Genomic DNA, 22677 nt, shown 5'->3' with positions numbered 1-22677 from the left:
TTGTGTCGCCAAATGAGGATTGATGTGAGTGATATCCCGGCTCTCGCCCGGGGCTGCGCCGTTCTCGGCACCGGTGGCGGGGGAGACGTCCGCACCGGGTCGCTGGCCGCGGTCCGGGCCATCCGCGAGTACGGCCCCGTCCCCCTGGTCAGCCTGGCCGATCTGCCGGACGACGCCCTGGTGGTGCCGCTGTCCGGCATCGGCGCGCCGACCGTCAGCCACGAGATGATCCACAGCGAGGACGAGCCCCGGCGCGTCGCCGAGGAGGTCGAACGGATCTTCGGCTGCCCGCCGAGCGCCGTCATGTCCTCCGAGATCGGCGGTTCGAACGGCGTCATCCCGGTCGCCTGGGCCGCCCAGCTCGGCCTGCCGCTGCTCGACGCGGACGGCATGGGCAGGGCCTTCCCCGAGGTCCAGATGGTCTCCATGTACGTCGCCGGCCTCCCGGCCGACCTGGTGATCATGTCCGACGTCCAGGGCAACGTGGTCACCATCCGCCCGGTGGACGGCCTGTGGTCCGAGCGCCTGGCGCGGGCGGTGTGCGTGGCGGCGGGCTCGTCGGCGCTGATGGCCGACTACGTGCTCACCGCCGCGGGCGCGCGGGGCGCGGTGATCGAGGGCACGGTCACGTACGCGCTGGAGGTCGGCAGGGCCACCGAGGGCGTCCCCGACCCGCTGGGCGCGCTCCAGGGCCGGCTCGGCGCGGCCCGCCTGGTCACCGGCAAGCTGACCGACGTGGAGCGGCGCACCACGGGCGGGTTCGTCCGCGGCACGGCCACGGTCGAGGGCACCGGCGAGGACCGGGGCCGCACGCTCACGCTGGAGCTGCAGAACGAGAACCTGGTCGCGATCGAGGACGGCCGGCCGCTCGCGATGGTGCCGGACCTGATCACGGTCGTGGACACCGAGACCGCCGCCGCGATCCAGACCGAGGGCCTGCGCTACGGCCAGCGCGTGACGGTGCTCGCCTGGCCGTGCGACCCCCTCTGGCGCACCCCCAAGGGGCTGGAGACGGCCGGGCCGCGCGCCTTCGGCTACGACCTGGAGTACGTCCCGGTGGAGGAGCTGACCGCCCATGTCTGACCTGCGCGTGGGGATCGACGTCGGCGGCACCAACACCGACGCGGTGGTGCTCGACGCCGCCGGCCGGGTGGTCGCCAAGGCCAAGCGCCCGACCACCCCGGACGTGACGGAGGGCCTGCGGGCGGCCCTCGACGCGGTGCTCGCCCACCTGGGGGAGGCCAGGGAGCGGATCGCCCGCGTCATGCTCGGCACCACGCACGCCACCAACGCCATCCTGGAGCGGCGCAACCTCGGCCGGGTCGCGGTGCTGCGGCTCGGCGCGCCCGCCACGACCGGCGTGCCGCCGCTGACCGGCTGGCCGGACGACCTGCGCAAGGCCGTCTCGGCGGGCGAGGCGGTGCTGCCCGGCGGCCACTACGTGGACGGGCGCGAGCTCGCCCGCCCGGACCTCGACGCCGTACGCCGCTTCCTCGACGCGGCCGGGGCGGAGGCGGTGGCGGTCACCGGCGTGTTCAGCCCGGCGAGCGGCGAGCACGAGCGGCTGGTGGGGGAGCTGGTCAGGGACGAGTACGGCCTGCCGGTCTCGCTCAGTCACGAGATCGGCTCGCTCGGCCTGCTCGAACGCGAGAACGCGACCGTGCTGAACGCCGCCCTGTACGGGGTCGCCGCCGACGTGACCGGCGCGCTGGTCGCCGCGCTGGCAGAACGCGGCCTCGGCGCCCGCCCCTACCTGGCGCAGAACGACGGCACGCTCATGACGCTGGAGCACGCCGCCCGCCTGCCGGTCTCCACGATCGGCTCAGGCCCGGCGAACTCGCTGCGCGGGGCGGCGTACCTGTCGGGCGTGGCGGACGCGATCGTCGTGGACGTCGGCGGCACCTCCACGGACCTCGGCGTGCTGGCCGGCGGCTTCCCCCGGGAGTCGGCGGCGGCGGTCGAGATCGGCGGCGTGCTCACCAACTTCCGCATGCCGGACATCCTGGCCATCGCGCTCGGCGGCGGCACGGTCGTACGGGAGCGCGGCCTCGGCCCCGACTCGGTGGGCTACCGCATCGCGGAGGAGGCCCTGGTCCTCGGCGGGGCGACCCCGACCATGACGGACGCCGCCGTGGCGGCCGGCCGCCGCCCGCCGGACGCCCCCGGTTGGCGGGTTGACACCTCGGAAGCAATCGCCGACATGCTGCAAAGGGCGGTGGTCGCGGCGGACGAGCTGGTCGCCGACGCCGTGGACCGCATGGCGCTGGGCCGGGCCGACCGGCCGCTGGTCGCGGTGGGGGGCGGCGCGTTCGTGCTGCCGGCCAGGGTGCCCGGCGCGGGCGAGGTGATCCGCCCGGAGCACGGCGAGGTGGCCAACGCCGTGGGTGCCGCGATCGCGCTGGCGAGCGGCAGAGTGGATACGATCTTGCCTGCGGGAGATAGCCGGTCAAAGGCCATCGAAAGAGCCAAGGAGGAGGCGGCGGCCCGAGCCGTGGCGGCCGGGGCGGACCCTTCCCTCGTGGAGATCGTCGATCTCCTGGAGGTGCCGCTGAGCTACCTCTCCGAGCCCGCCGTGCGGGTACACGTCAAAGCAGCCGGACCCCTCACCCGGTGACAGAACGGAAGGATCCCCCCACATGCGCTGGCACAAGCGTCTGCTCGTCGCCGGTGTGACCGGTGTCCTCGCCCTGACCGCGTCCGCGTGCGCGGGCGGTCAGGTGCGCGGCGCCGGCGGCACACCCGCGCCCCAGCAGAGCGGCACCGGCCAGAGCCAGAGTGCCTCGTCCGACGGCGCGGCGAACGACAGCACGTTCGTCTACGTCCCCAACCTCGACGTCGTCACCGACTGGGACCCGGCGACGTCCTACTCCAACGAGATCGTCGCGCTGTCGAACATCTACGAGGGCCTGACCCGCTACGACGCGCAGACCCAGAAGGCCGAGCCGCGCCTCGCGGTGAAGTGGACCTCGGGGGCCGGCGGCAAGGAGTGGACGTTCGAGCTCCGCCCCGGCGTCACCTTCCACTCGGGCGCCCCGCTGACGGCCGAGGCCGCGAAGAAGGCCATCGAGCGGACGATCGACAAGAAGGGCGGCGCGGCCTACATCTGGGACGCCGTGGACAAGATCGACGCCCTCGACGACAAGACGCTCAAGTTCACCCTCAAGTACCCGGCCCCGCTCGACCTCATCGCCTCCTCCGGCTACGCCGCCCACATCTACGACGTCGACGCCGTGGACCCCGACGGCAAGAAGGACGGCGGCACCGGCCCGTACACGATCGACACCTGGCAGAAGGGCAAGGAGACCGAGCTCACGCTGAAGGCGTACGAGGGCTACTGGGGCGGCTGGAAGCCCGAGCAGTACAAGAAGGTCGCCTTCCGCGTCACCCCGGAGATCACCACCGCCTGGCAGCTCCTGCAGAAGGGCGAGGTCAACTTCGTCCAGCGGCTCAACCCGCAGCTCTTCCAGCAGGCCGGCGCGACGGACAACGTACGCACCTCGCAGTCGCCGTCGTTCCAGAACCTGCTCGTGCTGTTCAACACCACCTCGGGCCCGGCCAAGGACGAGCGGGTGCGCAAAGCGCTGCAGGCGGCCATCGACTACGACGGCCTGGTGGCCGCGCTCAAGGGCTCCGGGCAGAAGGCCAGCGGCCTGGTGCCGGAGGGCCTGCTCGGCCACGTCCCCGGCATGCAGCCCAAGCAGGACCTGGCCAAGGCCGGGCAGCTCCTGGAGGAGGCCGGCTACGGCCCCGACAACCCCGAGCTCAAGCTGAGCCTCACCTACGCCCAGGGCGACGACGACCAGAAGCTCCTGGTCACGCTGCTCAGCGCGACGCTGAAGAAGCTCAACGTCACGCTGCAGGCCCGGCCCATGACCTGGAACGCGCAGTGGGACCTCGGCAAGAAGCGCGGCCAGGACATCTTCGTCATGTACTGGTATCCGGACTACCCGGACGCCTACTCCTGGTTCCTCAACGTGTTCAGGAGCAGCGACGAGCCGCAGTTCAACCTGTCGTACCTGAAGGACGCGGAGATCGACAAGGGCATCGACGCGCTGCCCGAGCTGACGGCCACCAACCAGGTGCGCGCCGACGAGACCTACCAGGACCTGCAGCGGAGGATCATCGAGGAGCGGGCGGCGGTCGCGGTGCCGTACGTGCAGACCTACCAGCGGGCGCTCTCGGCGGAGGTCGAGGGATACGTGGACAACCCCGCCTATCCCAACGTGGTCTTCTTCCACGACCTGAAGCGCGCAGCCTGACCCATGGCACGCCATCTGGCCCGCCGGCTCGGCCAGGCCCTCCTGGTCGTGGCCGGCGTGGTCGTGCTCACCTTCACCGTCACGCGGCTCGTGCCCGGCGACCCCGCGGTCGCCTACGCGGGGCCGAAGGCGACGCCCGAGCAGCTCGCCGAGGTCCGCGAGCGGTTCGGGCTGGACGACCCCCTGCCGGCACAGCTCGTCGCGTACGTGCGCGACCTGCTCGCCGGCGACTGGGGCACCAGCCTGCGCACCCGCCAGCCGGTCCGCGACGACCTCTACCTCGCCTTCCCCGCCTCGCTGGAGCTGGTCGGCGCGGCGCTGGCGCTGGCGATCGCCGTCGGCGTCCCGGCCGGCGTGCTCGCCGCCCGGCACAACCGGCGGCTGCCCGACCTGGGCGTGCGCTTCACCAGCATGCTCGCGGTGTCCGTGCCGGTCTTCTGGCTGGCGCTCACCCTGCAACTGGTCTTCGCGAGCCACCTGGGCTGGTTCCCGATCGCCGGCGAGTACGACTCCTCGCTCGACACCACGAGCCCGCTCACCCTCTGGACCAACATCACGGCCGTCGACGCCCTCATCACCGGCAACTGGCCGATTCTCACCAGCACCCTTCAGCACCTGGCGCTGCCCGCGCTCGTCGTCGCCGCCTATCCCGCCGGCGTGATCGCCCAGATGACCCGGGCGGCGCTCATGGAGGAGGCCGGCCAGGACCACGCGCGGATGGAGCGGGCGCTCGGGTTCGGCGAGACGGCCGTGCTGACCAGGTTCGCGCTGCGGCCGTCGCTCGCACCGGTGCTGTCGATCGTGGCGCTGGTGTTCGCGTACTCGATCGTCAACGGCTTCCTGGTCGAGGCGGTCTTCAACTGGCCGGGCCTGGGCCGCTACGCCGCCGAGTCGATCAAGGCGCGCGACACCCCGGCCATCGCGGGCGTGACGCTGCTGGTCGCGCTCGTCTACACGCTGGCCAACCTGGTCGTGGACCTGCTCCAGGGCGTCGTGGACCCCCGGGTGAGGGCCCGATGACCCAGGTACTCGCACGCCGGAGGCTGCCCCGGATCCCCGACCGCTTCGCCGCGCTCGGCGCGGCCGTCGTCGTGCTCCTCGTGCTGGCCGCCGTCCTCGCGCCCTGGCTGGCGCCGTACGACGCCGACCCGCGCCCGCTGGAGTCGCAGCTGCCGCCGAGCGGCGCGCACTGGTTCGGCACCGACAACGCCGGGCGCGACGTGCTCAGCCAGATCCTGTACGGCGCCCGCACCTCGCTGTTCATCGCCGTCGCCGTGCTCGCGGTCTCGGCCACGGTCGGCGTGACGCTCGGCATGGTCGCCGGCTACGCGGGCGGCTGGGCCCGCGACGTGATCATGCGGATCACGGACGTGTTCCTGGCCTTCCCCGCGCTGCTGCTCTCGCTGGCCCTCGCGGTCGTGCTGCCGCCCAGCGTGAACACGGTCGTGCTGGCCATCGCCGTGACCTGGTGGCCCTGGTACGCCCGCCTGGCCGCCTCGACGGCCGCCTCGATCGCCACCCGCGGCTACGTGGACGCCGCCCGCTGCCTCGGCGTGCCCGCGCCGCTGATCGTGCTGCGGCACGTGCTGCCGAACGCGCTCACCCCCGTCCTGGTGCAGATGTCGCTGGACGCGGGCGGGGTGATCCTGACCTCGGCGGCGCTGTCGTACCTGGGGCTGGGCGCGCAGGAGCCGACCGCGGAATGGGGGCTCATGGTGCAGCAGGGGCAGACGTACTTCACCACGAGCTGGTGGATGGTGACCTTCCCCGGGCTGGCGATCCTGGTGACGGCGTTCGCGTTCAACGTGCTCGGCGAGGGGCTGCGCAACGCGCTCGACCCGCGGAGGGTTGTGAAGTGATCGAGGTGCGCGAGCTCAGGGTGAGCTACGGCGGGCGCGTCGTCGCCGACGTCCCCGAGCTGGACGTCGGCGCGGGCGAGTGCGTGGCGATCGTGGGGGAGAGCGGGTCGGGCAAGTCCACGACGCTGCTCGCGCTGCTCGGCCTCCTCCCCGACGCCGAGGTGAGCGGCCGGGTCACCGTCTGCGGCGTGGACGTGCTGACCGCCTCGCCGCGCCGGCTGCGCGAGATCCGCGGCGCGCGGGCGGCGCTGGTCATCCAGTCGCCGCAGGCCGCGCTCGCCCCAGCGACCAGGCTGGGCGTCCTCATGCGCCGCGCGCTGCGGCTGCACGGCCGGGAGGCGACGGACGCGGCCATGGCCGAGGCCATGCGGGCCGTGCTGCTCGATCCCGGGCTGCTGCGCCGCCACCCGCACGAGATCTCGGGCGGGCAGGCCCAGCGCTTCGCCATCGCGCTCGCCATCGCGCTCGGCGCGGAGGTCGTCCTCGCCGACGAGCCGACGAGCGCGCTCGACGTGACCGTGCAGGCCGAGGTGGTCGCCGTGCTGCGCAGGCTGCGGGCCGAACGGGGTCTCGGGCTCCTGCTCGTCTCGCACGACCTCGCCCTGGTGTCCACGATCGCCGACCGGGTGCTGGTGATGAAGGACGGCGCGGTGGTCGAGTCGGGACCGGCGGCGGCGGTGCTGGCCGCGCCGGCCCATCCGTACACGCGCGAGCTGCTGGAGGCGCTGCCATGACCATGCTGAGGGCCGAGCGCGTCACCCTCGGGTACGGCAGGCGTCCCGTGGTGCACGACGTCAGCCTCGACCTCACCGAGGGCGGCGTCGGCCTGATCGGGGAGAGCGGGTCGGGCAAGACCACGCTGGCGCGGGCGTTCCTCGGCCTGCTCAGGCCGATCTCCGGCGACATCTGGTACGACGGGCGGCGGCTGCGCGAGGCCGACCCGCGCAGGTTCAGGAAGGACGTCCAGCCCGTCTTCCAGGCCGAGGCGCTCGACCCCCGCATGCGGATCGGCGCGTCCGTCGCCGAGGGGCTGCCGCGCCGCGACCGGCACCGCGTGGGCGAGCTGCTGGAACAGGTCGGCCTCGACCCGGAGCTCGCCGGCCGCCGGCCCCACCAGCTCTCCGGCGGCCAGCGGCAGCGGGTGGTGATCGCCCGCGCCCTGGCGGTCGGCCCCCGCCTGCTCGTCCTCGACGAGCCGACCAGCGCGCTCGACGTGACGGTCCAGGCGAGGATCCTCGACCTGCTCGCCGGGCTGGACGCCGAGCGGCTGCTCATCACCCACAACCTCGCGGTCGTGGAGCGGCTCTGCCGGACCTCGTACGTGCTGTTCGCCGGCCGGGTGGTCGAGTCGGGGCCGACGGCGGAGCTGCTGGCCCGGCCGGCGCACCCGTACACGCGGGCCCTGCGCGACGCGGTGCCCCGGCTCGGCGGCCCGCCGCCGGAGGCGAGCGGCCGGACGGAGGCCGTACCGGCGGCGACCGGCTGCCCGTACCGGCTGCGCTGCCCGCTCGCCGTGGCGGAGTGCGAGCGCGCGCCGGAGCTCCGCGAGGTCGCGGACGGCCGCCGGGCCGCCTGTCACCGCGCGGCGGACGTCCTCGGGTGATCCCTGCGCGAGCTGTGCGCGTCAGGCCAAGGCCAGGTATAAGGATCTTCACTCTCTTAAGCACGTCGTCCACTCCGCGAGCGAGGGACCTACACCCGCTGCCAGCACCTTTGTCAGTCTGTCGGCCGTATCCGCTACTCTCCGTTACTTGCGGTGTCACCCTACTGATGGGGGCGATCTATCAGGGGAGCGGGCCGATACGTACACTCGCGTTGTCGACAGGTGGGACAAAGTGGTCAGGCCACGACACAAGATTAAAGAGTTCGAGTTGGTCCTCAAAGAGGCCGAACGGAAGGGGTGGCGGGTCACCCTGGGAGGGAATGGGCACTACAAGATGTACTGCCCGTGTCCGCAGAAGTGCAAGAAGACGATGCCGAGCACACCGTCCGACCCGAACTGCCTGAAAAACCTACTGGGCCAGTTGATCCGGGTGACCTGCTGGTGAAGGAGCGGTTGATGATCCATTACCTGCGCATGGACGCGAAATTCTCCAGCGACGATCCCGCCGACAGCGAAGACGCCTTCGACGTGTTCACTGACCGAGTCTTCGATGAGCTGCTCAACCTGCAGGCCCTGGACGTAGGCATCGTGGAGCCCGACCTCACGGTCAACCTCGCGGCGCGGCGGATCAGCTTCCTGATGGGCATAGAAGCGTCCACGCAAGACGACGCGATCAAACTGTTCCTGGCGAACGTGCGGTGCGCACTCCACGCGGCCGAATGCAACACGGGGGGGTTCCCTCGCTATGAGCCGACGCTGGACGCGAAGCCCTCCATCCGCCGGGTCGAGGCCGCTGACGCCTGACCGTGTGACATCCACGGGGCCCCGTCCTCCTCGCGGGAGGCGGGGCCGTCCTGTCGCGTGTCCTCAGAGGGCCTTGAGGCCGCTGATGACCTCCAGCAGGACCTTCGCGTCCGGCGCGGGGGGCGGGTGCTCTACCTGGACGAGCTCCTGCGCGTACAGGTCGCCGACGAGCACGCGGACCACGCCGATGGGCAGGCCGAGCTCGGCGGCCACGTCCACGAGGCGGGTGGGCTTGGTGCACTTCTGCAGGATGATCAGGTGCTCGGGGCCGAGGCCCACGGGCGCGGTGAGGCCGCCGGCGGTGATGATCACCGCGATGAGGTCGATGGCCTCGCTCGCGGGGACCGTACGGCCCCGGGTCAGCAGGTAGGCGGGGACGATCGGACCGGCGTCCTCGTCCAGCCAGCGCTCGTCACTCACCGCGCACCACCCGCATGGGGCGCTTGGGCTCCTCGGCGGGAGCCTCGGGCTCTGCCACGTGCTCTTCCGGGATCAACACGATCGCGGTGGTCCCTCCATATGGTGAACCGCGCAACGTCACGCGGATGTCATGCCTGGCGGCCAGGCGCGAGACGACGAACAGGCCGAGCCGGTCGCTGTCGGCCAGATCGAACTCGGGCGGGCTGGCCAGCCGCTCGTTGTACTCGGCCAGCTCCTCGGGGCTCATCCCGAACCCGCGGTCCTCGACCTCGAAGGCGAAGCCGCGGGCGGCCTTCTCCCCGCGCACGATGACCGGCGTGTTGTCGGGTGAGTAGACGGTCGCGTTCTCGATGAGCTCGGCGACCAGGTGGATCACGTCGCCGACCACCGGCCCGGCCAGCCGCTCGGCCGGCATCGGCTCGACGGTGACCCGCTGGTAGTCCTCCACCTCGGCCGCCGCGCCGCGGGCCACGTCGAGCAGCGGCACCGGCCTGCTCCAGCCGCGGCCCGGGGTGGCGCCGGACAGGATGATCAGGCCCTCCGCGTGGCGGCGCATGCGGGTGGTGAGGTGGTCGAGCTTGAACAGGTCCTCCAGGGCGTCGGGCTCGGTCGCCCGGTGCTGCATCTCCTGGAGCTGGATGCGCTGGCGGTGCAGGAGCGCCTGGCTGCGCCGGGCCAGGTTGCGGAAGACGTGCCGGACGCCCTCCCTGAGTTGCGCCTGGCCGACCGCGGCCTCGACGGCGGTCTGCTGGACGGTGGAGAACGCCTGGCCGACGTCGTCGATCTCGGTGGTGGTGCTGGGCACCGACAGCTCGGGCAGCTCGACCGTCTCGCCCTTGCTCAGCTTGGCCACCACCTGGGGCAGCCGCTCCTGGGCCACCTCCAGCGCGGCCAGCCGGAGCGCGCCCAGCTCCTTCGACAGCCGGTTGCCCATCCGCAGCGAGAACCAGATCGACACGACCACCAGCGCCAGGCAGAGGCCGGCCAGCATGAACGCCCGCCGCAGCACTTCGTCGGCGACCGGCTCGGCGCGGGCGTTCAGCGTGTCGCTGGCCCGTATGAGCGACTCCTGGAACGCCTTCGCCAGCGCCTCGGTCGTGCCGAGCCAGCTCTTGGGCACGCGGCCAGCGATGATCTGGTCCTCCATGATCCGCATCCGCTGGTAGGCGGGGGAGGAGATGAGGGAGACGTCGGCGTCGCGCAGCGGCCGGTCGAGCTCGCTCAGCGACTGGTCGACGAGGAAGCGCCGGTTGCCGACGATCTGGGTGAACAGCCTCCGCTCGGTCTCGGTGACCGGCCCGAGGGCGATGGCCTGCTCCCTGGTCAGCAGCTCCTTGGCGAAGCCGAGGTCGATGATCACGCGCGACTGCTCGTAGATGGGGATGTCGTCGATGAGGGCGACGTGCCGGTGCAGGCTGAAGATCGTGTCGATGATCGCGTTGTACGACTCCACGGTGTGCATACGGTCGGACAGGCCCGCGTCGATCTCTCCCCGGATCGCGTCGAGCCTGTCGAGCTGCGTGTCCACCGCGTTCACCTGTGTGCGGATCTCTTCCGATCGGTTCTTGGTTGTGCTGGAGAGCTGCCGGAACGTGTTCCTTGCCGCGTCGGTGCGGTTGCGCTGTGCGGCCACGGCGGCCGGGCCGGCCGTGCGACGCAGGAGCTTGGCCGAGACCAGACGCTCACGCTGAATCTCGCTGATCAGTTTGTACGCGGGAAGGCGCAGGTTCGTCCAGACCGTTTTGTATTGGCGCAGCTCCAAACTCTCGGTCGCCGTGACGGCGGTGATGACTCCCCACAACACCACCATGGAGGCCAGTGGCACCAGCAGTAGTCCGATGATCTTCATCCGGATCGTTCGGCTACGACCCATGGCACCTCACTCCGGTCCTGGTCCCCTGTCGGCAACCCTGGACGGGACAGGCCCTGAGAATAGCAACGCGATCACTCAATTGCCCAATTTTTCGGGACTTTTGGGCACGTGTCGCCGGTCATCATGATCTTGGAGTAGGTTTCCCGAGTACGTCGCTGACAGAGGGAGATGCGTTGCGCCGTCGTCTCGCCGCGGCCGCCGCGCTGGCGCTCCTCGCGGCCTGCTCCTCGCCTGCCGAGCCGGCCCGCGCCCCCGCGGGCGAGGCGGCGTTCGTCCACGTGAAGAATCTGGACGTCATCACCGAATGGGACCCGGGAAAGTCCTATTCCAACGAACTCGTCGCCTTCCAGAACGTCTACGAGACGCTCACCTTCTGGAACCCCGTGACGAAGAAGTCCACCCCGCGCCTCGCCACCTCCTGGCGCGCCTCGGCCGACGGCCGCACCTGGACGTTCAACCTGCGCACCGGCGTGACCTTCCACACCGGCCGCCCGCTCGACGCCGAGGCGGTCAAGGCGTCCATCGAGCGCACGATGGCCACCAAGACCGGCGCCTCCTACATCTGGGACGCCGTCTCCTCGATCCGGGCCGAGGGGCCGTCCACGGTGACGTTCACGCTGAAGTACCCGGTGCCGCTGGACCTGGTCGCCTCCGCCGGGTACGCCGCCTACATCTACGACACCAAGGCCGCCGCCGACCTCACCGCCTGGTTCCGCCAGGGCAGGGACGCCGGCACCGGGCCGTACACGGTGGCGCGCTGGCAGAAGGACCGCGAGGAGGAGCTCACGCTCAAGGCGTACGACCAGTACTGGGGCGGGTGGGACAAACCCCACTACAACGTCGTGAAGTACCGGGTCGTGCCCGACGCCGACCGCGCCTGGCAGCTCCTCCTGCGCGGCGAGGTCGACTTCGTCGAGCGGCTCAACCCCCGCCTGTTCTCCAAGGCGTCGGCCACGCCCGGCGTGCGCACCTCCGAACGGCCGTCGTTCCAGACCGCGATGCTGCTGTTCAACACCGCGGACGGGCCGCTGAAGGACGTACGGGTGCGCCGCGCCGTCCAGAAGGCCATCGACTACCGCGGCCTCATCGAGGACCTCAACGGCGCCGGCTCGCCCACCAGCGGCGTCATCCCCGAAGGGCTGATGGGCCACGTGCCCAACCGGGAGCCCGAGCAGGACCTCGCCGCCGCCGAACGGCTGCTGCGCCTGGCCGGCTACGGGCCCGGCGGCCGGCCGCTGCGGCTGCGGCTGACGTACGGGGAGGGCGACAGGGACTGGGCGCTGCTCGCCACCCACCTGGAAGCCACGCTGAAGCCGCTCAACGTCACCGTCCAGGCCCGCGCCATGCCCTGGAACGACCAGTGGGAGCTGGGCAAGCGGCGCGGCCAGGACATCTTCGTCATGTACTGGTGGCCCGACTACGCCGACGGCTACTCCTACTTCGGCAACGTCTTCCACAGCGGCGAGCCGCCGGTGTTCAACCTGGCCTACCTCAAGGACGCCGAACTGGACGCGCTGCTCGACACCGTGGCCGAGCTGACCGTGACCGACCGGCCCGCGGCCCAGCGGGCGTACGAGCAGGCCACCCGCCGCGTGCTGGACCAGCGGGCGGCCGTGGCGCTGCCGTGGGTGACCAACTACCAGCGGGCCTACCTCGGCAGCATCCAGGGCTACGTGGACAACCCGGCGTACTCCGACGTCGTCTTCGTCTACGACCTGAGGCCCTCGGCCTGATCCCGGCCCTCGACCCGCTCCTTGAGCCGGGCCCTGATCTCCTCGGGCGTGTAAGCGCGCCGCCGCCGCTCGGCGCGGGCGACCACCACCCCGGTCGCCGCCACGCCCATGATCCCGGCCAGCCCGAGCACCTTCCACCACCGCCGCTTGCGCATAGTGCCTAGGCTAGCCATGTGCTGACACTCGACGAGGCCGTCAAGGTGACGCGCACCGGCGACCTGTGGATCTTCCGTGGTCGCTCGGTGCCCGACCGCGCCATCCAGACGGTGACCAACAGCCCGGTCAACCACGTGGGCATGGCCATCGTGATCGATGACCTCCCACCCATGATGTGGCACGCCGAGCTCGGCCGGTCGCTGCCCGACCTGTGGGCCGGCGCGCACCATCGCGGCGTGCAGCTGCACGACCTGCGCGCCGCGGTCACCACGTGGGTGGGCAGATACGGCCAGCGTCCCTGGCTGCGCCAGCTCGAACCCGAGGTCACGCCGGAGATGGAGGACGCCGCCCTGCGCACGGTCGCCCGGCTGGACGGCACGCCGTTCCCCTCCACGGCCCGGCTGGCCGGCCGCTGGTTCCGCGGCCGCGTCCCGTGGCGGGCCCGCGAGGGGATGGCGCTGGAGAGCGCCTACTGCGCGGAGGTCGTGGCGGTCACGTACGAGGCGATGGGCCTGCTGCCCGCCGGACGCCGCCCCAACTGGTACGATCCGGGCCGTTTCTGGAGTGGCGACGACCTGGAGCTGCTGACCGGCCGCCGCCTCGGGAACGAGATCACCATCGGCGTCGAACGGACGTGAGCTGCAACGTGTCAACCGTGAACGTCGCCCTCGTGGGCGTGGGCAACTGCGCGTCCTCGTTCGTGCAGGGCGTCGAGCACTACCGCGACGGAGACGCCCCCGGCCTGCCCAACCCCGTGTGCGCCGGCTACGCCGTCTCCCAGGTGCGCTTCACCGCCGCCTTCGACGTCAACCCCGCCAAGCTCGGCCGCGACCTGTCCGAGGCCGTCTGGGCGCCGCCCAACAACGCCCGCAGGTTCGCCGACGTGCCGCACCTCGGGGTGCCGGTCGTGGACGGCGTGCTCGCCGACGGCGTCGGCCCCGGCTCGGCCGCCCTCGTCGAGCCGCGCGGCGCCGCCACCGCCGGGCAGGTCGCCGCCCACCTCGCCGCGACCGGCACCCACGTCGTGCTCAACTTCCTGCCCACGGGCGCGCAGCGCGCCACCGAACTGTACGCGCAGGCCGCGATCGAGGCCGGGTGCGCGTTCGTCAACTGCATGCCCGCCGTGCTCGCCCGCTCGCCCGAGTGGCGCGCCCGCTTCGCCGCGGCCGGGCTGCCGCTCATCGGCGACGACCTGAAGAGCTCGTTCGGCGCGACGCTCCTGCACCGGGCCCTGGTGGACGCGCTCACCAGCAACGGCGTACACCTGTCCGGCGGGCACCAGCTCCTCGGCGGCGGCAACATGGACTTCGTCAACCTCACCGACGGCGACCGCCTGGCGAGCAAGCGGGCCACCAAGTCCGCCGGCGCGGGAGCCGCGTCACTGCACGTCGGAGCCCAGTACGTGCCCTTCCTGGAGGACCGCAAGGTCGCCTACATCCGGCTCGACGGCGAAGGCTTCGGCGGCTCGCCGGTGGAGGTCGAGCTGCGCATGGTCGTCGAGGACTCGCCGAGCGCGGCGGGCAACGCGCTCGACGCCGTCCGGCACGCCAAGGCCGCGCTCGACCAGGGCGTCGGCGGTCTGCTCCGCGAGCCGTCCGCCACGTTGATGAAAGCCGTGTGAGCGCCCGTCCCGGTGGCAGGCTAGGAGGATGCGTCTCGCGACCTGGAACGTCAACTCCGTCAACGCCCGGCTGCCCCGGCTCCTCGACTGGCTGGCCGCCACCGAGCCGGACGTCCTCTGCCTCCAGGAGACCAAGTGCCCGGCCGAGGCGTTCCCCGCCGCCGAGGCGGGCGAGCTGGGCTACGCCGTCGCGGCCCACGGCGACGGCCGCTGGAACGGCGTCGCGATCCTCTCCAGGATCGGCCTGGAGGAGGTGACGCCGAGCTTCCCCGGCGAGCCCGGCTTCGGCGAGCTCGCCGGCGTCGGCGCCGCCCGCCCCGAGGCCCGCGCCATCGGCGCCACCTGCGGCGGCCTGCGCGTATGGTCCCTGTACGCGCCCAACGGCCGGGCCGTCGGCTCGCCCCACTACGCGTACAAACTGGAGTGGTTCGCCGCCCTGCGCGACGCCCTCGCCGCCGAGCTGCCGTCCGGGCCGCTCGTGGCCTGCGGCGACTACAACGTGGCCCCGACCGACGCCGACGTGTGGGACCCCGCCCTGTTCGTGGGCGCCACGCACGTCACCCCCGCCGAACGCGACGCGCTCGCCGCTTTGCGCGACCTCGGGCTGCACGACGTGGTGCCGACGCCGATGAAAGGGCCTCATCCGTACACGTACTGGGACTACCGGGCGGGGATGTTCCACCAGAACAAGGGGATGCGGATCGACCTCGTGTACGCGAGCGGGGACGTGAGCGGGCGGGTCAGGTCCGCGTACGTGGACCGCGAGGCGCGCAAAGGGAAAGGCCCTTCCGATCACGCGCCGATCGTGGTGGATCTCGACCAGAAATCGTGATTACAAATCGCGATTGTCCGAGTATTCTGTGTTCTCACCTGGTTCGGGGGCCGCACGTTCACCGAGGTCACAGGGGGATCTCCATGGGAACATCCGACGGTCGCGTCATTCTGTTCATCCTCCTCGGGGTGGCCCTTTTCGCCCTGGGCCGTCGCTACCAGAACATGATCACCATGCGTCAGGTCTGGAAGCAGAGCGCCAAACAGGTCACCGCCAGAAAGGTCACCGCCCACCAGGCCGCGAAGGCGATGATCGGGATCACGGTGGTCTCGGCCTTCATCGTGTGGCTGGTGTTCAACCTCAACCGCGTGATGTGAGCGGGCGGGGGGTGCGCGGCCGGCCGGCGAATCCCCTCCGCCCGACCGCCGACCGCCCACCTCCCGGCACGGGGACGCTCACCTCTCGGCCGGCCGCTCACCGCTCCGCCAACCGCTCACTTTTCGGCCGGCCGCCGACCGATCACCGCTCCACCGACCGCTGACTTTTCCGCCGACCGCTCACCTCTCGGCCGGCCGCTCACCTCGCTCAGAGTCACCGAAGCGAGCGGCGCCGCAGCCGCCGACCCCAGCCCGAGAGAACCGCCGCCCTGACCGCCGTCCCGAGCGTGGCCCCGACGGTAGCCCCGACCCTCGCCCTGACCGTCGCTCCGACCGTCGCTCCGAGCGTCGCTCCGAGGGTGGCCCCGACCGCGGCCCCCGTACTCACCACCCGCGTCAACCGCACCGCCCGCCGGATGTCCGCGACACCAGGCCGCGGCCCGTCCCCCATGGTCGGCCGGTGCTCGACCCTGCTCCCGTACACGTTCGTACCCCCCAGCGTCACCCCGAGCGCCCCCGCGAACGCCGCCTCGCACCGCCCGGCGTTCGGACTGGGATGCCGATGCCCGTCACGCCGCACCGCCGCCCACGCCCCCCGCCGGTCCGGCCCGGCCAGCACCGTCAGCAGCGCGGTCAGCCGCGCGGGAACATAGTTGGCCACGTCGTCCAGCCGCGCCGCCGCCCACCCGAACCGCAGGTACCGCGCCGACTTGTGCCCGACCATCGCGTCCAGCGTGTTGACCGCCCGGTACCCCAGCAGCCCCGGAACCCCCGCCACCGCCCCCCAGAACAGCGGCGCCACGACGGCGTCGGAGGTGTTCTCCGCCAGCGACTCGACCGTCGCCCGCGCCAGCTCCTCCGCCCCCAGCCCCGACGGGTCCCGCCCGCACAGGTGAGGCAGCCGCTTCCTGGCCCGCTCCAGATCCCCGTCCTCCAGCGCCTCGGCCATGTAAAGGCCCTCCCGCGCCAGCGTCGTCCCCCCGAGGACCGCCCACACGGCCGCCGCCACACCCCCGACCCGCACCAAGGACGAGCCCCACCCCCGGCCCGCGCCCCGGCCGGCCCGCTCCACCGCCACGCCGAGCGCCACCGCACCCCCGACACAAAAGGCCACATGAACGACCCCAGCCGCCCTGGAGTCCCGATAGAGCACCCGCTCCACCCGCCCGGCCACCCGCCCGAACACCGCCACCGGATGCCCCGCACTCCGCGGATCCCCCAGAACCCGGTCCAGCATCACCCCAGCCGCAAGCCCCACCCCCAGCTCACGCGCTTTGCGTTCACCATCACCACGATCACACCAAATGGGCATAAAGCTCATCTTCGTGCACATCCAGCCATGCCACCGCACGCCGAATGCGTTCCCCCGCACCCCCGGCCCACATCCGGGCCCAGCCCCCGCCCACGGACGCCCGGCTCCGCATCACCGCGTAGGACCGCTGGAACCGTAACCGCGCCACCTCGACCAACCGCCGCCGCTCCCGCGCCGACACCCCGTACGCGTCGCAGAAAATCCTGACCCGCGCCCCCACATCGACATTGCGCAACAACGGATGCCGATCGACCGGATCCGCCAGCGGCGCCCAATGCCGCAGCGTCGTCACCACATCGAACAACCGCGTCGTCGGCCGCGCCAGATCAAAATCGATCATCCCGTACGGCACGTCCGCCCGGAACACCACGTTCGCCGGCGAAAGATCGCAATGCCCCACGACCTCCGGCGCCCGATCATCGTTCGACCCGCCTTCCCACCCCTCCATCCGGAGCGGAAACCCGAGCGTCGCGTCGTGGTAGTCCCTCAGCAGCCCGCCTAACCGCCCGAGCGCGTCGTCCCGAACACTCGCCGGCCGCACCCCGGTGAGGCCGGGCAAATAGCTGAGCACCTGCCGCCCGAACCCGTCGATCCCGCCCCCGACCACCCGGGGCGCCCCCGCGAACCCCGCCGCCTCCAGATGCCGGAGCAGCGCGTGCACGGCGGGAGTCGACGTACTGACCGGTCTCCGCACGGTGTCACCGACCCGCACCACGCCGTCAGTCACGTCCCCGCCCTGCAGGGGAATCTCATGCAGGACCGACGCGAACATGCCACGACAGCTTAGACCCTCCCACCCCGCCCCCGCCTGGACTTTCCACCCCGTGATCGGACTTCCCGCTCACCCCCTCCCACCGGCCCCGACCCGCCCACCTCCCTGACACAACCAAAACATGTGCGTGACAAGTCGCCGGATCATGCACAATAAGGCGGGAGCGCCCTTAGCTCAGCTGGATAGAGCACCGGACTTCTAATCCGACGGTCGCAGGTTCGAATCCTGCAGGGCGCGCAACCGAGACCAGCTCAAACACCGTCTGAGCTGGTCTTTTGCTTGGGTGCGGCTCTCGTCGGGTGTGCAGTAGTAGGTCGCCGAGAGCCCCTGTTTGTCGGTGGTCACGGGATATACGCGGGATGAAACGGCCGCGTTTCCGCAGGTCGGGGCCGGGTTTCGGAACATCTGCGGAATGAGCCCCCAGCGTACGACGAAGGGCCCCGGAGCGATCCGAGGCCCTTCGTTGTTGATCATGTGGGTTCATGCGGCGAGGGCATCCATGATCCGCTGGTTGGCCACCTCGCGTTGCCCGTCGATGCACTTGGCATAGACCCTGAGCATGACGTCCACCCCGTGACCGGCCCTTTCTGCCGCTTCAGGCGCGTGGACGCCGGCGTTCAACCAGAGCGAGACGGCCGCGTGCCGCAGATCGTACGGTCGGCCCGCCAGGGGAGAGGCGACCTGATCGAGGGTGAGAGCGTAGGTTCGGGCCTCTTTCCAGATCTTGGCGTAGGCCGAGCCGGAGATCACGCCGCCCGTCCTGGTCCGGAAGAGCCGTCCATCCTTGGCCGTGCCGTGCGTGTCGAGGTGAGCCCGGAGGATGGCCACCAGTTCGGGCGGGATCGGCACCGGCCGCGTGGTCTTCGCATCCCGGTGCTTCAGGCCGCGTTCGTCGTGAGCCTTGCCGGAGTCGGTGAATCGCTTGTTGCTCTGGGGTGCGGTCTTCTCCAGCGTGAGCAGACCCCACCCGGATGCGGGAAGGTGACAGTCCTTCTCCCGGAGCCCGGCCGCCTCAGCCGGTCGCAGGCCGCCGAAGTACATGCAGGCGAACATGGCCATCAGCATCGCTCCGCGCGTCCGGCCGCAGTAGGTGACGGCGACGAGGAGTTCGCGCGCCTGTGCCGGATTGACGACGACGCGCCGGTCTATCTCGCCGTTCGACTTCGGGCGGCGCAGCTTCACCCGGTCGAGCGGATTTGCCGAAAGCTCTTCCAGCTCAACGGCGTACTCAAGCGCGTGATGGAAGACCGCCTTCTTGCGCCGGAAGGTGGACGCCGCAGCCGCCGAGCCGTCGAGGAGGAGCGCGAGAGCCTCCAGCGCGGCCCGCGTGTGCTTGGCGTCTTCCAGTGCGGTGATGGGCAGTGACGCGGCTTCCAGCCAGCGGAGTGCGCCCGCGATCTCGGGAGTCCGCGGGGGCCGGCGATCGGCGGGGACGAACGCGAAGTCTCGAAGCGCCCGCCGCAGGGTTTCGTCATCCGGCCGGCCAGGTCGGTCGGTGGTGAGTACGGGGGTGACGTTGGAAAGTGCGTCCGTCATGCCCTCTCGCGACTTGGCCGCCGAGTGAGGCCACCGGGTTTCCACGTAGGCAACGGCGAAGGCGTACCAGGTGCGCGCGTTCTTCGCCTTGAGCATGGATTCCGGGAGCCCGGTCTCCACGTCGAACGCCTCACCGCGCTTGGCCGCCTGCCGAAGGTCGGACAGCCAGTTGTCCGCGAGCGCCTTGGTGCCGAAGCTCTTGGACTTCTCCCGGCCGCCGACCTTCCAACGCACCTCGTACGACGGCTTCTTGCTCGACTTGTTCCGGCGGATCTCCCAGAACGTGGCGCTGTACGACGTGGTCACGCCGCCTCCCGGAGGGTGTCGAGCCATGCGGTGAACTCGCTGCGGTAGACCCGGATCTCGCCGTTGGGAAGCTTGAAGCCTGCCGGAGCCTTGCCGACCTCCCGCCAGCGGTAGAAGGTCCGGCGGGAGATTCCTCCGAGTTCGTCGAGGATCTCGGGAACCGTCATCAGTTCGTCACGCTTCCTCACGCCGCCCTCCCTTCTGTTGCCGAAAGATCTTGTCCGTCTCCTTGGGCTTGGAGCTGGTTCATGTGGTTGCGCCATCGCTGGCGCTCGTGAATCGACCGCAGCAGCCTCACGGCGAGCGGGGGAACGTTGGCATCTCCGGCCGGGACGGGTCTCCAGACGTAGCGGTGCGGGTCAACCGGCTGGTCGGCCTGACCGAGTGCTTCCAGAACCCAGGTCCGGCGATCCTGCTTGTGTTCGGCCAGGGTCTTGTTCGACCACTTCCGGGACACGAGGACACGGCGTCCGGCGTAGCCGAGGTGTTCCGGCTTATGGGCCTTGGAACGGCACCGGCCAGGAGCCATTCCGGCTTTGGCGCCCTTGGGCTGCACGCCGTAGCGCAGCCAGTTCGGGCAGGCAGGCGAGCACGGCTCGTACCGCAGGGCATCGACGAAGCGGGCCGCGTGCTCCCGTTGGGCCTCGCCGTCGAGGGATTGCCCCAGGCTTTTGGTCAGGTACTTGGACAGGTAGCGGATGCACTGGTCTGCGTCGGAGGTGCCGGCGAGCACGCCTTTGACGTCCACCTGGTCACCGAAGCGGATCACATGCAGGGGTTCGGCGTCCTCGTCGGCGTCGAGCTCGTCGAGGGCCTCACCCCAGGTAGGCAGGACCTCGCCCGTGTCGGGGTCGAGATAACCCGCGCCCTCTTCCCAGACAGGCAGGTGATCGCCCTCGTACTTCACGGTGTCGACGGATGGCCACCACACCTGGTGGTACGTCGCCGCCGCGATCTGCTTGATCTCCGCCCGGGGCAGGGTGCCGCGGATCGCCATGTGCAGATGCGGCGCGAGGCGCTTTTGCGGCTCGACTGTGGCGAAGTACTGCACGTCATAACCGGCCACCCGGCGCAGGTTCTGCACGAACCGATCCACCAGTTTGGAGAAGTGCAGCGCATCGCGGGCCGCCCGCGCGTAGTCGTAGGTCGCCGGATCCACGGGCACGCCGGCACGGATCCTGCCGTAGGAGGGCAGTGTGAGCGTGACGAACAGCGAGGGCCGGTAGACCCGGCCGTCCGAGGCCGCGAAGGTCCGCCCGAGCGTCGTGTCGGCCATCTTCCGCTTGGGCAGGTCCGGGGCATCCTGCCGCCGCTTGGTCGAGCGAGACCGCTTGGGAACGACTCGCCCGAGGACGTTGCCACGCATTCCCGCCTCGTTGATCTCCTCGTCCAGGCTGACGATGACGGCGTCGAGGTCGCCGGTGTCCTGGCCGAGCTGCTCGGCCTCGTCGCGTCGGGCTTGGATGTCGGCGCGGAACTCCACCAGCCAGCGCTGTTCGTCGTTGGCCTCGTCAGGGGTGTTGATCGGCTCGTGGTCGAGGTGCCAGCCCTCGCGGCACTGCGCCATCCGGAGTTGCCGGTTCCGCTTGGCGCACGGAGGGCACTTGCTCTCCAACGTGGCCCCGCACGGCACGTCGATGATCTCGACTTTGCCCGTGAGGACATCCATTCGCCGCAGCGCGACGGGGCGGATGCACACGCCGTACTGCTTCGCGATCTCTTCGACGACATCCCGGGCGAGCGGTCGAGCCAGCCGCACCGCCCGGGGCGTCGCCCTGTCGTTCGCGTTCGTCACCGGTCACCGTCCGCGGGCTCGAAGACGACGGGCGCGAACTGCGCGACCATGGCGCGGATGTCGTCGTCGGAGACATAGGCCGCCCGCGCCCTGACCGGGTCGGGTGAGGTTTCGAGCCGCATGTATCCGACGCCCGCCCCGAGTTCGGGAACCGGTGAGATGTGGTCGGCCAGTGCGCCGCGATCACGAGCGCCGTCGCCGAGGACCATGTCCACCTGCTCCGACTCGTCCAGACGAAGCGCGATCTTGTCGGGGAACAGGTTGCGGATGTTCATGACCTCCTTGCGCGGGTCCTGCAAGGCCGCCATGACGCCGAATCCGACCGCCCGCCCCTGCGTGGTGAGCACGGCGAGCGCGGCCGTGATCCTGAGACGAAGCCCCTTGTCCGGCTGGTAAGCGGTCAGGAAGGCGACCTCGTCGACGACCACCAGGACGAAGGGATCCTCCGTGGTAGGGGTGTGGGAGCGTTGGGAGCCGCCGAACCGGTCGGCCCGTTCCTGCATCACCGACACGGCCGCCTCCAGCAGGTCGGCGCAGTCCGCCGGGGCTGCGGCGTACCGGTTGCCGAACAGCGCCCGGCCGAGTGACAGTTCCATCCGCTTGGGATCGAGCGCCCACACTTCGACGAGGCCCGCTCGCATGGCAGGAAGAAGGCCGCGGATCGTGCCCCATAGGTAGGAGCCTTTGCCGGAGCCGGTCGCGCCGGCGATCAGGACATGGGTGCCGTGGACCTTGAGATGCAGCGGACGGCCATCTTCCTGCGTGCCGATCTCGACCGGCCCGACCGAGACCACGTCAGGGATGGGGACCGCTGGGAGTGGAGCCGCCAACGGGTCATGCCGGGGGAGAGTCAGCGTGAGGCGGCCGGCCCTTGCGACCGCTACCCGGCAGGTCCGGGAACCGAAGCCATGGGCGACGTGATCAACCCGGTCTGTCCAGTCCTTGACCGATTGACCGTTGAGCATCTTCACCGTGACGAGGTCGGCCCATGAGGTGCACGAGACCTTGAGCAGGCGTGGCAGGTAGTCACGGCCCCGGATGTGCCGGCCGAGACCAGAGACGACCATCACCGGCTGCCAGTGACGGCGGTAGACCCAGATGAGCCGCCACCAGGCGAGCAGCCGCCAGCCGATCAGGCGCAGGAACGAGGCCCTACCGAGCAGCGCCCAGGACAGCCCGGTCATGGTGACGACGCCGACGAGGGCTAGGCCCCAGCGCCAGCCGTAGGCCAGCGCGACCCCGACCGGGGCCAGGGCGACAGCGCAGGCGATGGGGTGCCGCCAGAGGATCCGGATCAGGCTCGCGATCAGGCGCGACAGCCAGATCACGATGCTGACGACCGCCGGGGTTCGCACGACGGCCGGGCGGAACACCACGGCCGTGTCAGGGGTGGTGGAGACGAGGTTACGCGCCTCGTCTCCGGGGAGCTTTCTGAACATTAGGCTGGAGTCCTCTCAAGCATTCGCGTGTGTGGGAGAT

Annotated in this window: 22 protein-coding genes and 1 tRNA gene; 14 read left to right on the top strand and 9 right to left on the bottom strand. The window is 70.9% G+C overall.

Annotation, left to right across the window (positions count from 1 at the left end):
• The first annotated feature begins 24 nt into the window (after positions 1–24).
• The 8 genes from Nocox_RS33845 to Nocox_RS33810 all read left to right on the top strand — a co-directional run bounded on the left by Nocox_RS33845 (position 25) and on the right by Nocox_RS33810 (position 8525).
• Entirely contained in the window at positions 25–1083 is a 1059-nt protein-coding gene (locus tag Nocox_RS33845; protein WP_020541254.1) for an S-methyl thiohydantoin desulfurase family protein, read from the top strand.
• The gene (locus tag Nocox_RS33840) at positions 1076–2614 is read left to right on the top strand and encodes a hydantoinase/oxoprolinase N-terminal domain-containing protein (protein ID WP_020541253.1); all 1539 of its coding nucleotides are present in this window, start codon (positions 1076–1078) and stop codon (positions 2612–2614) included. The genes Nocox_RS33845 and Nocox_RS33840 overlap by 8 nt, the downstream gene beginning before the upstream one ends.
• Before the next feature lie 22 nt (positions 2615–2636).
• Positions 2637–4259: an ABC transporter substrate-binding protein gene (locus Nocox_RS33835; protein WP_020541252.1), complete on the top strand. Its 1623-nt coding sequence runs from the start codon at positions 2637–2639 to the stop codon at positions 4257–4259.
• Between the two features lie 3 nt (positions 4260–4262).
• Entirely contained in the window at positions 4263–5279 is a 1017-nt protein-coding gene (locus Nocox_RS33830) for an ABC transporter permease (RefSeq protein WP_020541251.1), read from the top strand.
• A complete protein-coding gene (locus Nocox_RS33825; protein ID WP_020541250.1) occupies positions 5276–6118 on the top strand; it encodes an ABC transporter permease in 843 nt (280 codons plus the stop codon). The genes Nocox_RS33830 and Nocox_RS33825 overlap by 4 nt, the downstream gene beginning before the upstream one ends.
• On the top strand, positions 6115–6852 hold the full coding sequence (locus Nocox_RS33820) for an ATP-binding cassette domain-containing protein (protein WP_020541249.1): 738 nt from the start codon (positions 6115–6117) through the stop codon (positions 6850–6852). Before Nocox_RS33825 ends, Nocox_RS33820 begins: the two co-directional genes overlap by 4 nt.
• Entirely contained in the window at positions 6849–7721 is an 873-nt protein-coding gene (locus tag Nocox_RS33815) for an ABC transporter ATP-binding protein (RefSeq protein ID WP_020541248.1), read from the top strand. Before Nocox_RS33820 ends, Nocox_RS33815 begins: the two co-directional genes overlap by 4 nt.
• A 345-nt stretch (positions 7722–8066) precedes the next feature.
• Positions 8067–8525 carry a hypothetical protein gene (locus Nocox_RS33810; RefSeq protein ID WP_157382835.1) on the top strand — a complete coding sequence of 153 codons (459 nt, stop codon included), beginning with the start codon at positions 8067–8069 and terminating at the stop codon, positions 8523–8525.
• Between the two features lie 63 nt (positions 8526–8588).
• On the opposite strand, the gene Nocox_RS33805 is transcribed toward Nocox_RS33810, so the two are convergent.
• Positions 8589–8945 (bottom strand): DUF742 domain-containing protein, encoded by a 357-nt coding sequence (locus tag Nocox_RS33805; RefSeq protein ID WP_020541245.1) that lies wholly within the window; start codon positions 8943–8945, stop codon positions 8589–8591.
• Positions 8938–10818 carry a sensor histidine kinase gene (locus tag Nocox_RS33800; protein WP_157382834.1) on the bottom strand — a complete coding sequence of 627 codons (1881 nt, stop codon included), beginning with the start codon at positions 10816–10818 and terminating at the stop codon, positions 8938–8940. The genes Nocox_RS33805 and Nocox_RS33800 overlap by 8 nt, the downstream gene beginning before the upstream one ends.
• A gap of 173 nt (positions 10819–10991) precedes the next feature.
• On the opposite strand from Nocox_RS33800, the gene Nocox_RS33795 reads away from it, so the two are divergent.
• Positions 10992–12551: an ABC transporter substrate-binding protein gene (locus tag Nocox_RS33795; protein WP_020541243.1), complete on the top strand. Its 1560-nt coding sequence runs from the start codon at positions 10992–10994 to the stop codon at positions 12549–12551.
• On the opposite strand, the gene Nocox_RS33790 is transcribed toward Nocox_RS33795, so the two are convergent.
• Entirely contained in the window at positions 12527–12706 is a 180-nt protein-coding gene (locus Nocox_RS33790; RefSeq protein WP_020541242.1) for a hypothetical protein, read from the bottom strand. The two genes, Nocox_RS33795 and Nocox_RS33790, sit on opposite strands and share 25 nt — an antisense overlap.
• 18 nt (positions 12707–12724) lie before the next feature.
• On the opposite strand from Nocox_RS33790, the gene Nocox_RS33785 reads away from it, so the two are divergent.
• From Nocox_RS33785 to Nocox_RS33770, 4 genes are all read left to right on the top strand, one after another.
• The gene (locus Nocox_RS33785; RefSeq protein WP_020541241.1) at positions 12725–13345 is read left to right on the top strand and encodes a hypothetical protein; all 621 of its coding nucleotides are present in this window, start codon (positions 12725–12727) and stop codon (positions 13343–13345) included.
• Positions 13346–13362: 17 nt separating this feature from the next.
• Positions 13363–14328, top strand: a complete 966-nt coding sequence (locus Nocox_RS33780) for an inositol-3-phosphate synthase (RefSeq protein WP_157382833.1) — start codon at positions 13363–13365, stop codon at positions 14326–14328.
• Positions 14329–14356: 28 nt separating this feature from the next.
• On the top strand, positions 14357–15160 hold the full coding sequence (locus tag Nocox_RS33775; protein ID WP_020541239.1) for an exodeoxyribonuclease III: 804 nt from the start codon (positions 14357–14359) through the stop codon (positions 15158–15160).
• Between the two features lie 83 nt (positions 15161–15243).
• Positions 15244–15477 (top strand): hypothetical protein, encoded by a 234-nt coding sequence (locus Nocox_RS33770; RefSeq protein WP_020541238.1) that lies wholly within the window; start codon positions 15244–15246, stop codon positions 15475–15477.
• 214 nt (positions 15478–15691) lie between these two features.
• On the opposite strand, the gene Nocox_RS33765 is transcribed toward Nocox_RS33770, so the two are convergent.
• Entirely contained in the window at positions 15692–16714 is a 1023-nt protein-coding gene (locus Nocox_RS33765; RefSeq protein ID WP_246649643.1) for a cobalamin biosynthesis protein, read from the bottom strand.
• Positions 16715–16772: 58 nt separating this feature from the next.
• Positions 16773–17561 carry a phosphotransferase gene (locus tag Nocox_RS33760; protein ID WP_020541236.1) on the bottom strand — a complete coding sequence of 263 codons (789 nt, stop codon included), beginning with the start codon at positions 17559–17561 and terminating at the stop codon, positions 16773–16775.
• Positions 17562–17724: 163 nt separating this feature from the next.
• On the opposite strand from Nocox_RS33760, the gene Nocox_RS33755 reads away from it, so the two are divergent.
• Positions 17725–17798: transfer RNA gene (locus Nocox_RS33755), tRNA-Arg, on the top strand.
• A 243-nt stretch (positions 17799–18041) separates the two neighbouring features.
• Here the strand turns inward: Nocox_RS33755 and Nocox_RS33750 are convergent.
• Genes Nocox_RS33750 through Nocox_RS33735 form a run of 4 tightly spaced genes read right to left on the bottom strand, consistent with a single transcriptional unit; the run spans position 18042 to position 22637 of the window.
• Positions 18042–19403 carry a tyrosine-type recombinase/integrase gene (locus Nocox_RS33750; RefSeq protein ID WP_020541235.1) on the bottom strand — a complete coding sequence of 454 codons (1362 nt, stop codon included), beginning with the start codon at positions 19401–19403 and terminating at the stop codon, positions 18042–18044.
• Positions 19400–19591: a helix-turn-helix transcriptional regulator gene (locus Nocox_RS33745; RefSeq protein ID WP_020541234.1), complete on the bottom strand. Its 192-nt coding sequence runs from the start codon at positions 19589–19591 to the stop codon at positions 19400–19402. Before Nocox_RS33745 ends, Nocox_RS33750 begins: the two co-directional genes overlap by 4 nt.
• Positions 19588–21198, bottom strand: coding sequence for a replication initiator (locus Nocox_RS33740; RefSeq protein WP_020541233.1), 1611 nt, complete (start codon positions 21196–21198; stop codon positions 19588–19590). Before Nocox_RS33740 ends, Nocox_RS33745 begins: the two co-directional genes overlap by 4 nt.
• On the bottom strand, positions 21195–22637 hold the full coding sequence (locus Nocox_RS33735) for an FtsK/SpoIIIE domain-containing protein (protein ID WP_020541232.1): 1443 nt from the start codon (positions 22635–22637) through the stop codon (positions 21195–21197). The genes Nocox_RS33740 and Nocox_RS33735 overlap by 4 nt, the downstream gene beginning before the upstream one ends.
• Between the last annotated feature and the right edge of the window lie 40 nt (positions 22638–22677).

Source organism: Nonomuraea coxensis DSM 45129 (assembly GCF_019397265.1).
Lineage (GTDB): Bacteria > Actinomycetota > Actinomycetes > Streptosporangiales > Streptosporangiaceae > Nonomuraea > Nonomuraea coxensis.
Note: the sequence above shows the minus strand (reverse complement) of the source record. Positions and strands in the feature narration are given on the sequence as shown.

Excerpts from the sequence above, each read along its gene's own strand:
- Nocox_RS33765 (WP_246649643.1), bottom strand. The coding sequence starts at position 16,714 with ATGCTGGACCGGGTTCTGGGGGATCCGCGGAGTGCGGGGCATCCGGTG.
- Nocox_RS33825 (WP_020541250.1), top strand. The coding sequence starts at position 5,276 with ATGACCCAGGTACTCGCACGCCGGAGGCTGCCCCGGATCCCCGACCGC.
- Nocox_RS33835 (WP_020541252.1), top strand. The coding sequence starts at position 2,637 with ATGCGCTGGCACAAGCGTCTGCTCGTCGCCGGTGTGACCGGTGTCCTC.
- Nocox_RS33800 (WP_157382834.1), bottom strand. The coding sequence starts at position 10,818 with ATGGGTCGTAGCCGAACGATCCGGATGAAGATCATCGGACTACTGCTG.
- Nocox_RS33775 (WP_020541239.1), top strand. The coding sequence starts at position 14,357 with ATGCGTCTCGCGACCTGGAACGTCAACTCCGTCAACGCCCGGCTGCCC.
- Nocox_RS33830 (WP_020541251.1), top strand. The coding sequence starts at position 4,263 with ATGGCACGCCATCTGGCCCGCCGGCTCGGCCAGGCCCTCCTGGTCGTG.
- Nocox_RS33760 (WP_020541236.1), bottom strand. The coding sequence starts at position 17,561 with ATGTTCGCGTCGGTCCTGCATGAGATTCCCCTGCAGGGCGGGGACGTG.
- Nocox_RS33790 (WP_020541242.1), bottom strand. The coding sequence starts at position 12,706 with ATGCGCAAGCGGCGGTGGTGGAAGGTGCTCGGGCTGGCCGGGATCATG.
- Nocox_RS33840 (WP_020541253.1), top strand. The coding sequence starts at position 1,076 with ATGTCTGACCTGCGCGTGGGGATCGACGTCGGCGGCACCAACACCGAC.
- Nocox_RS33770 (WP_020541238.1), top strand. The coding sequence starts at position 15,244 with ATGGGAACATCCGACGGTCGCGTCATTCTGTTCATCCTCCTCGGGGTG.
- Nocox_RS33815 (WP_020541248.1), top strand. The coding sequence starts at position 6,849 with ATGACCATGCTGAGGGCCGAGCGCGTCACCCTCGGGTACGGCAGGCGT.
- Nocox_RS33735 (WP_020541232.1), bottom strand. The coding sequence starts at position 22,637 with ATGTTCAGAAAGCTCCCCGGAGACGAGGCGCGTAACCTCGTCTCCACC.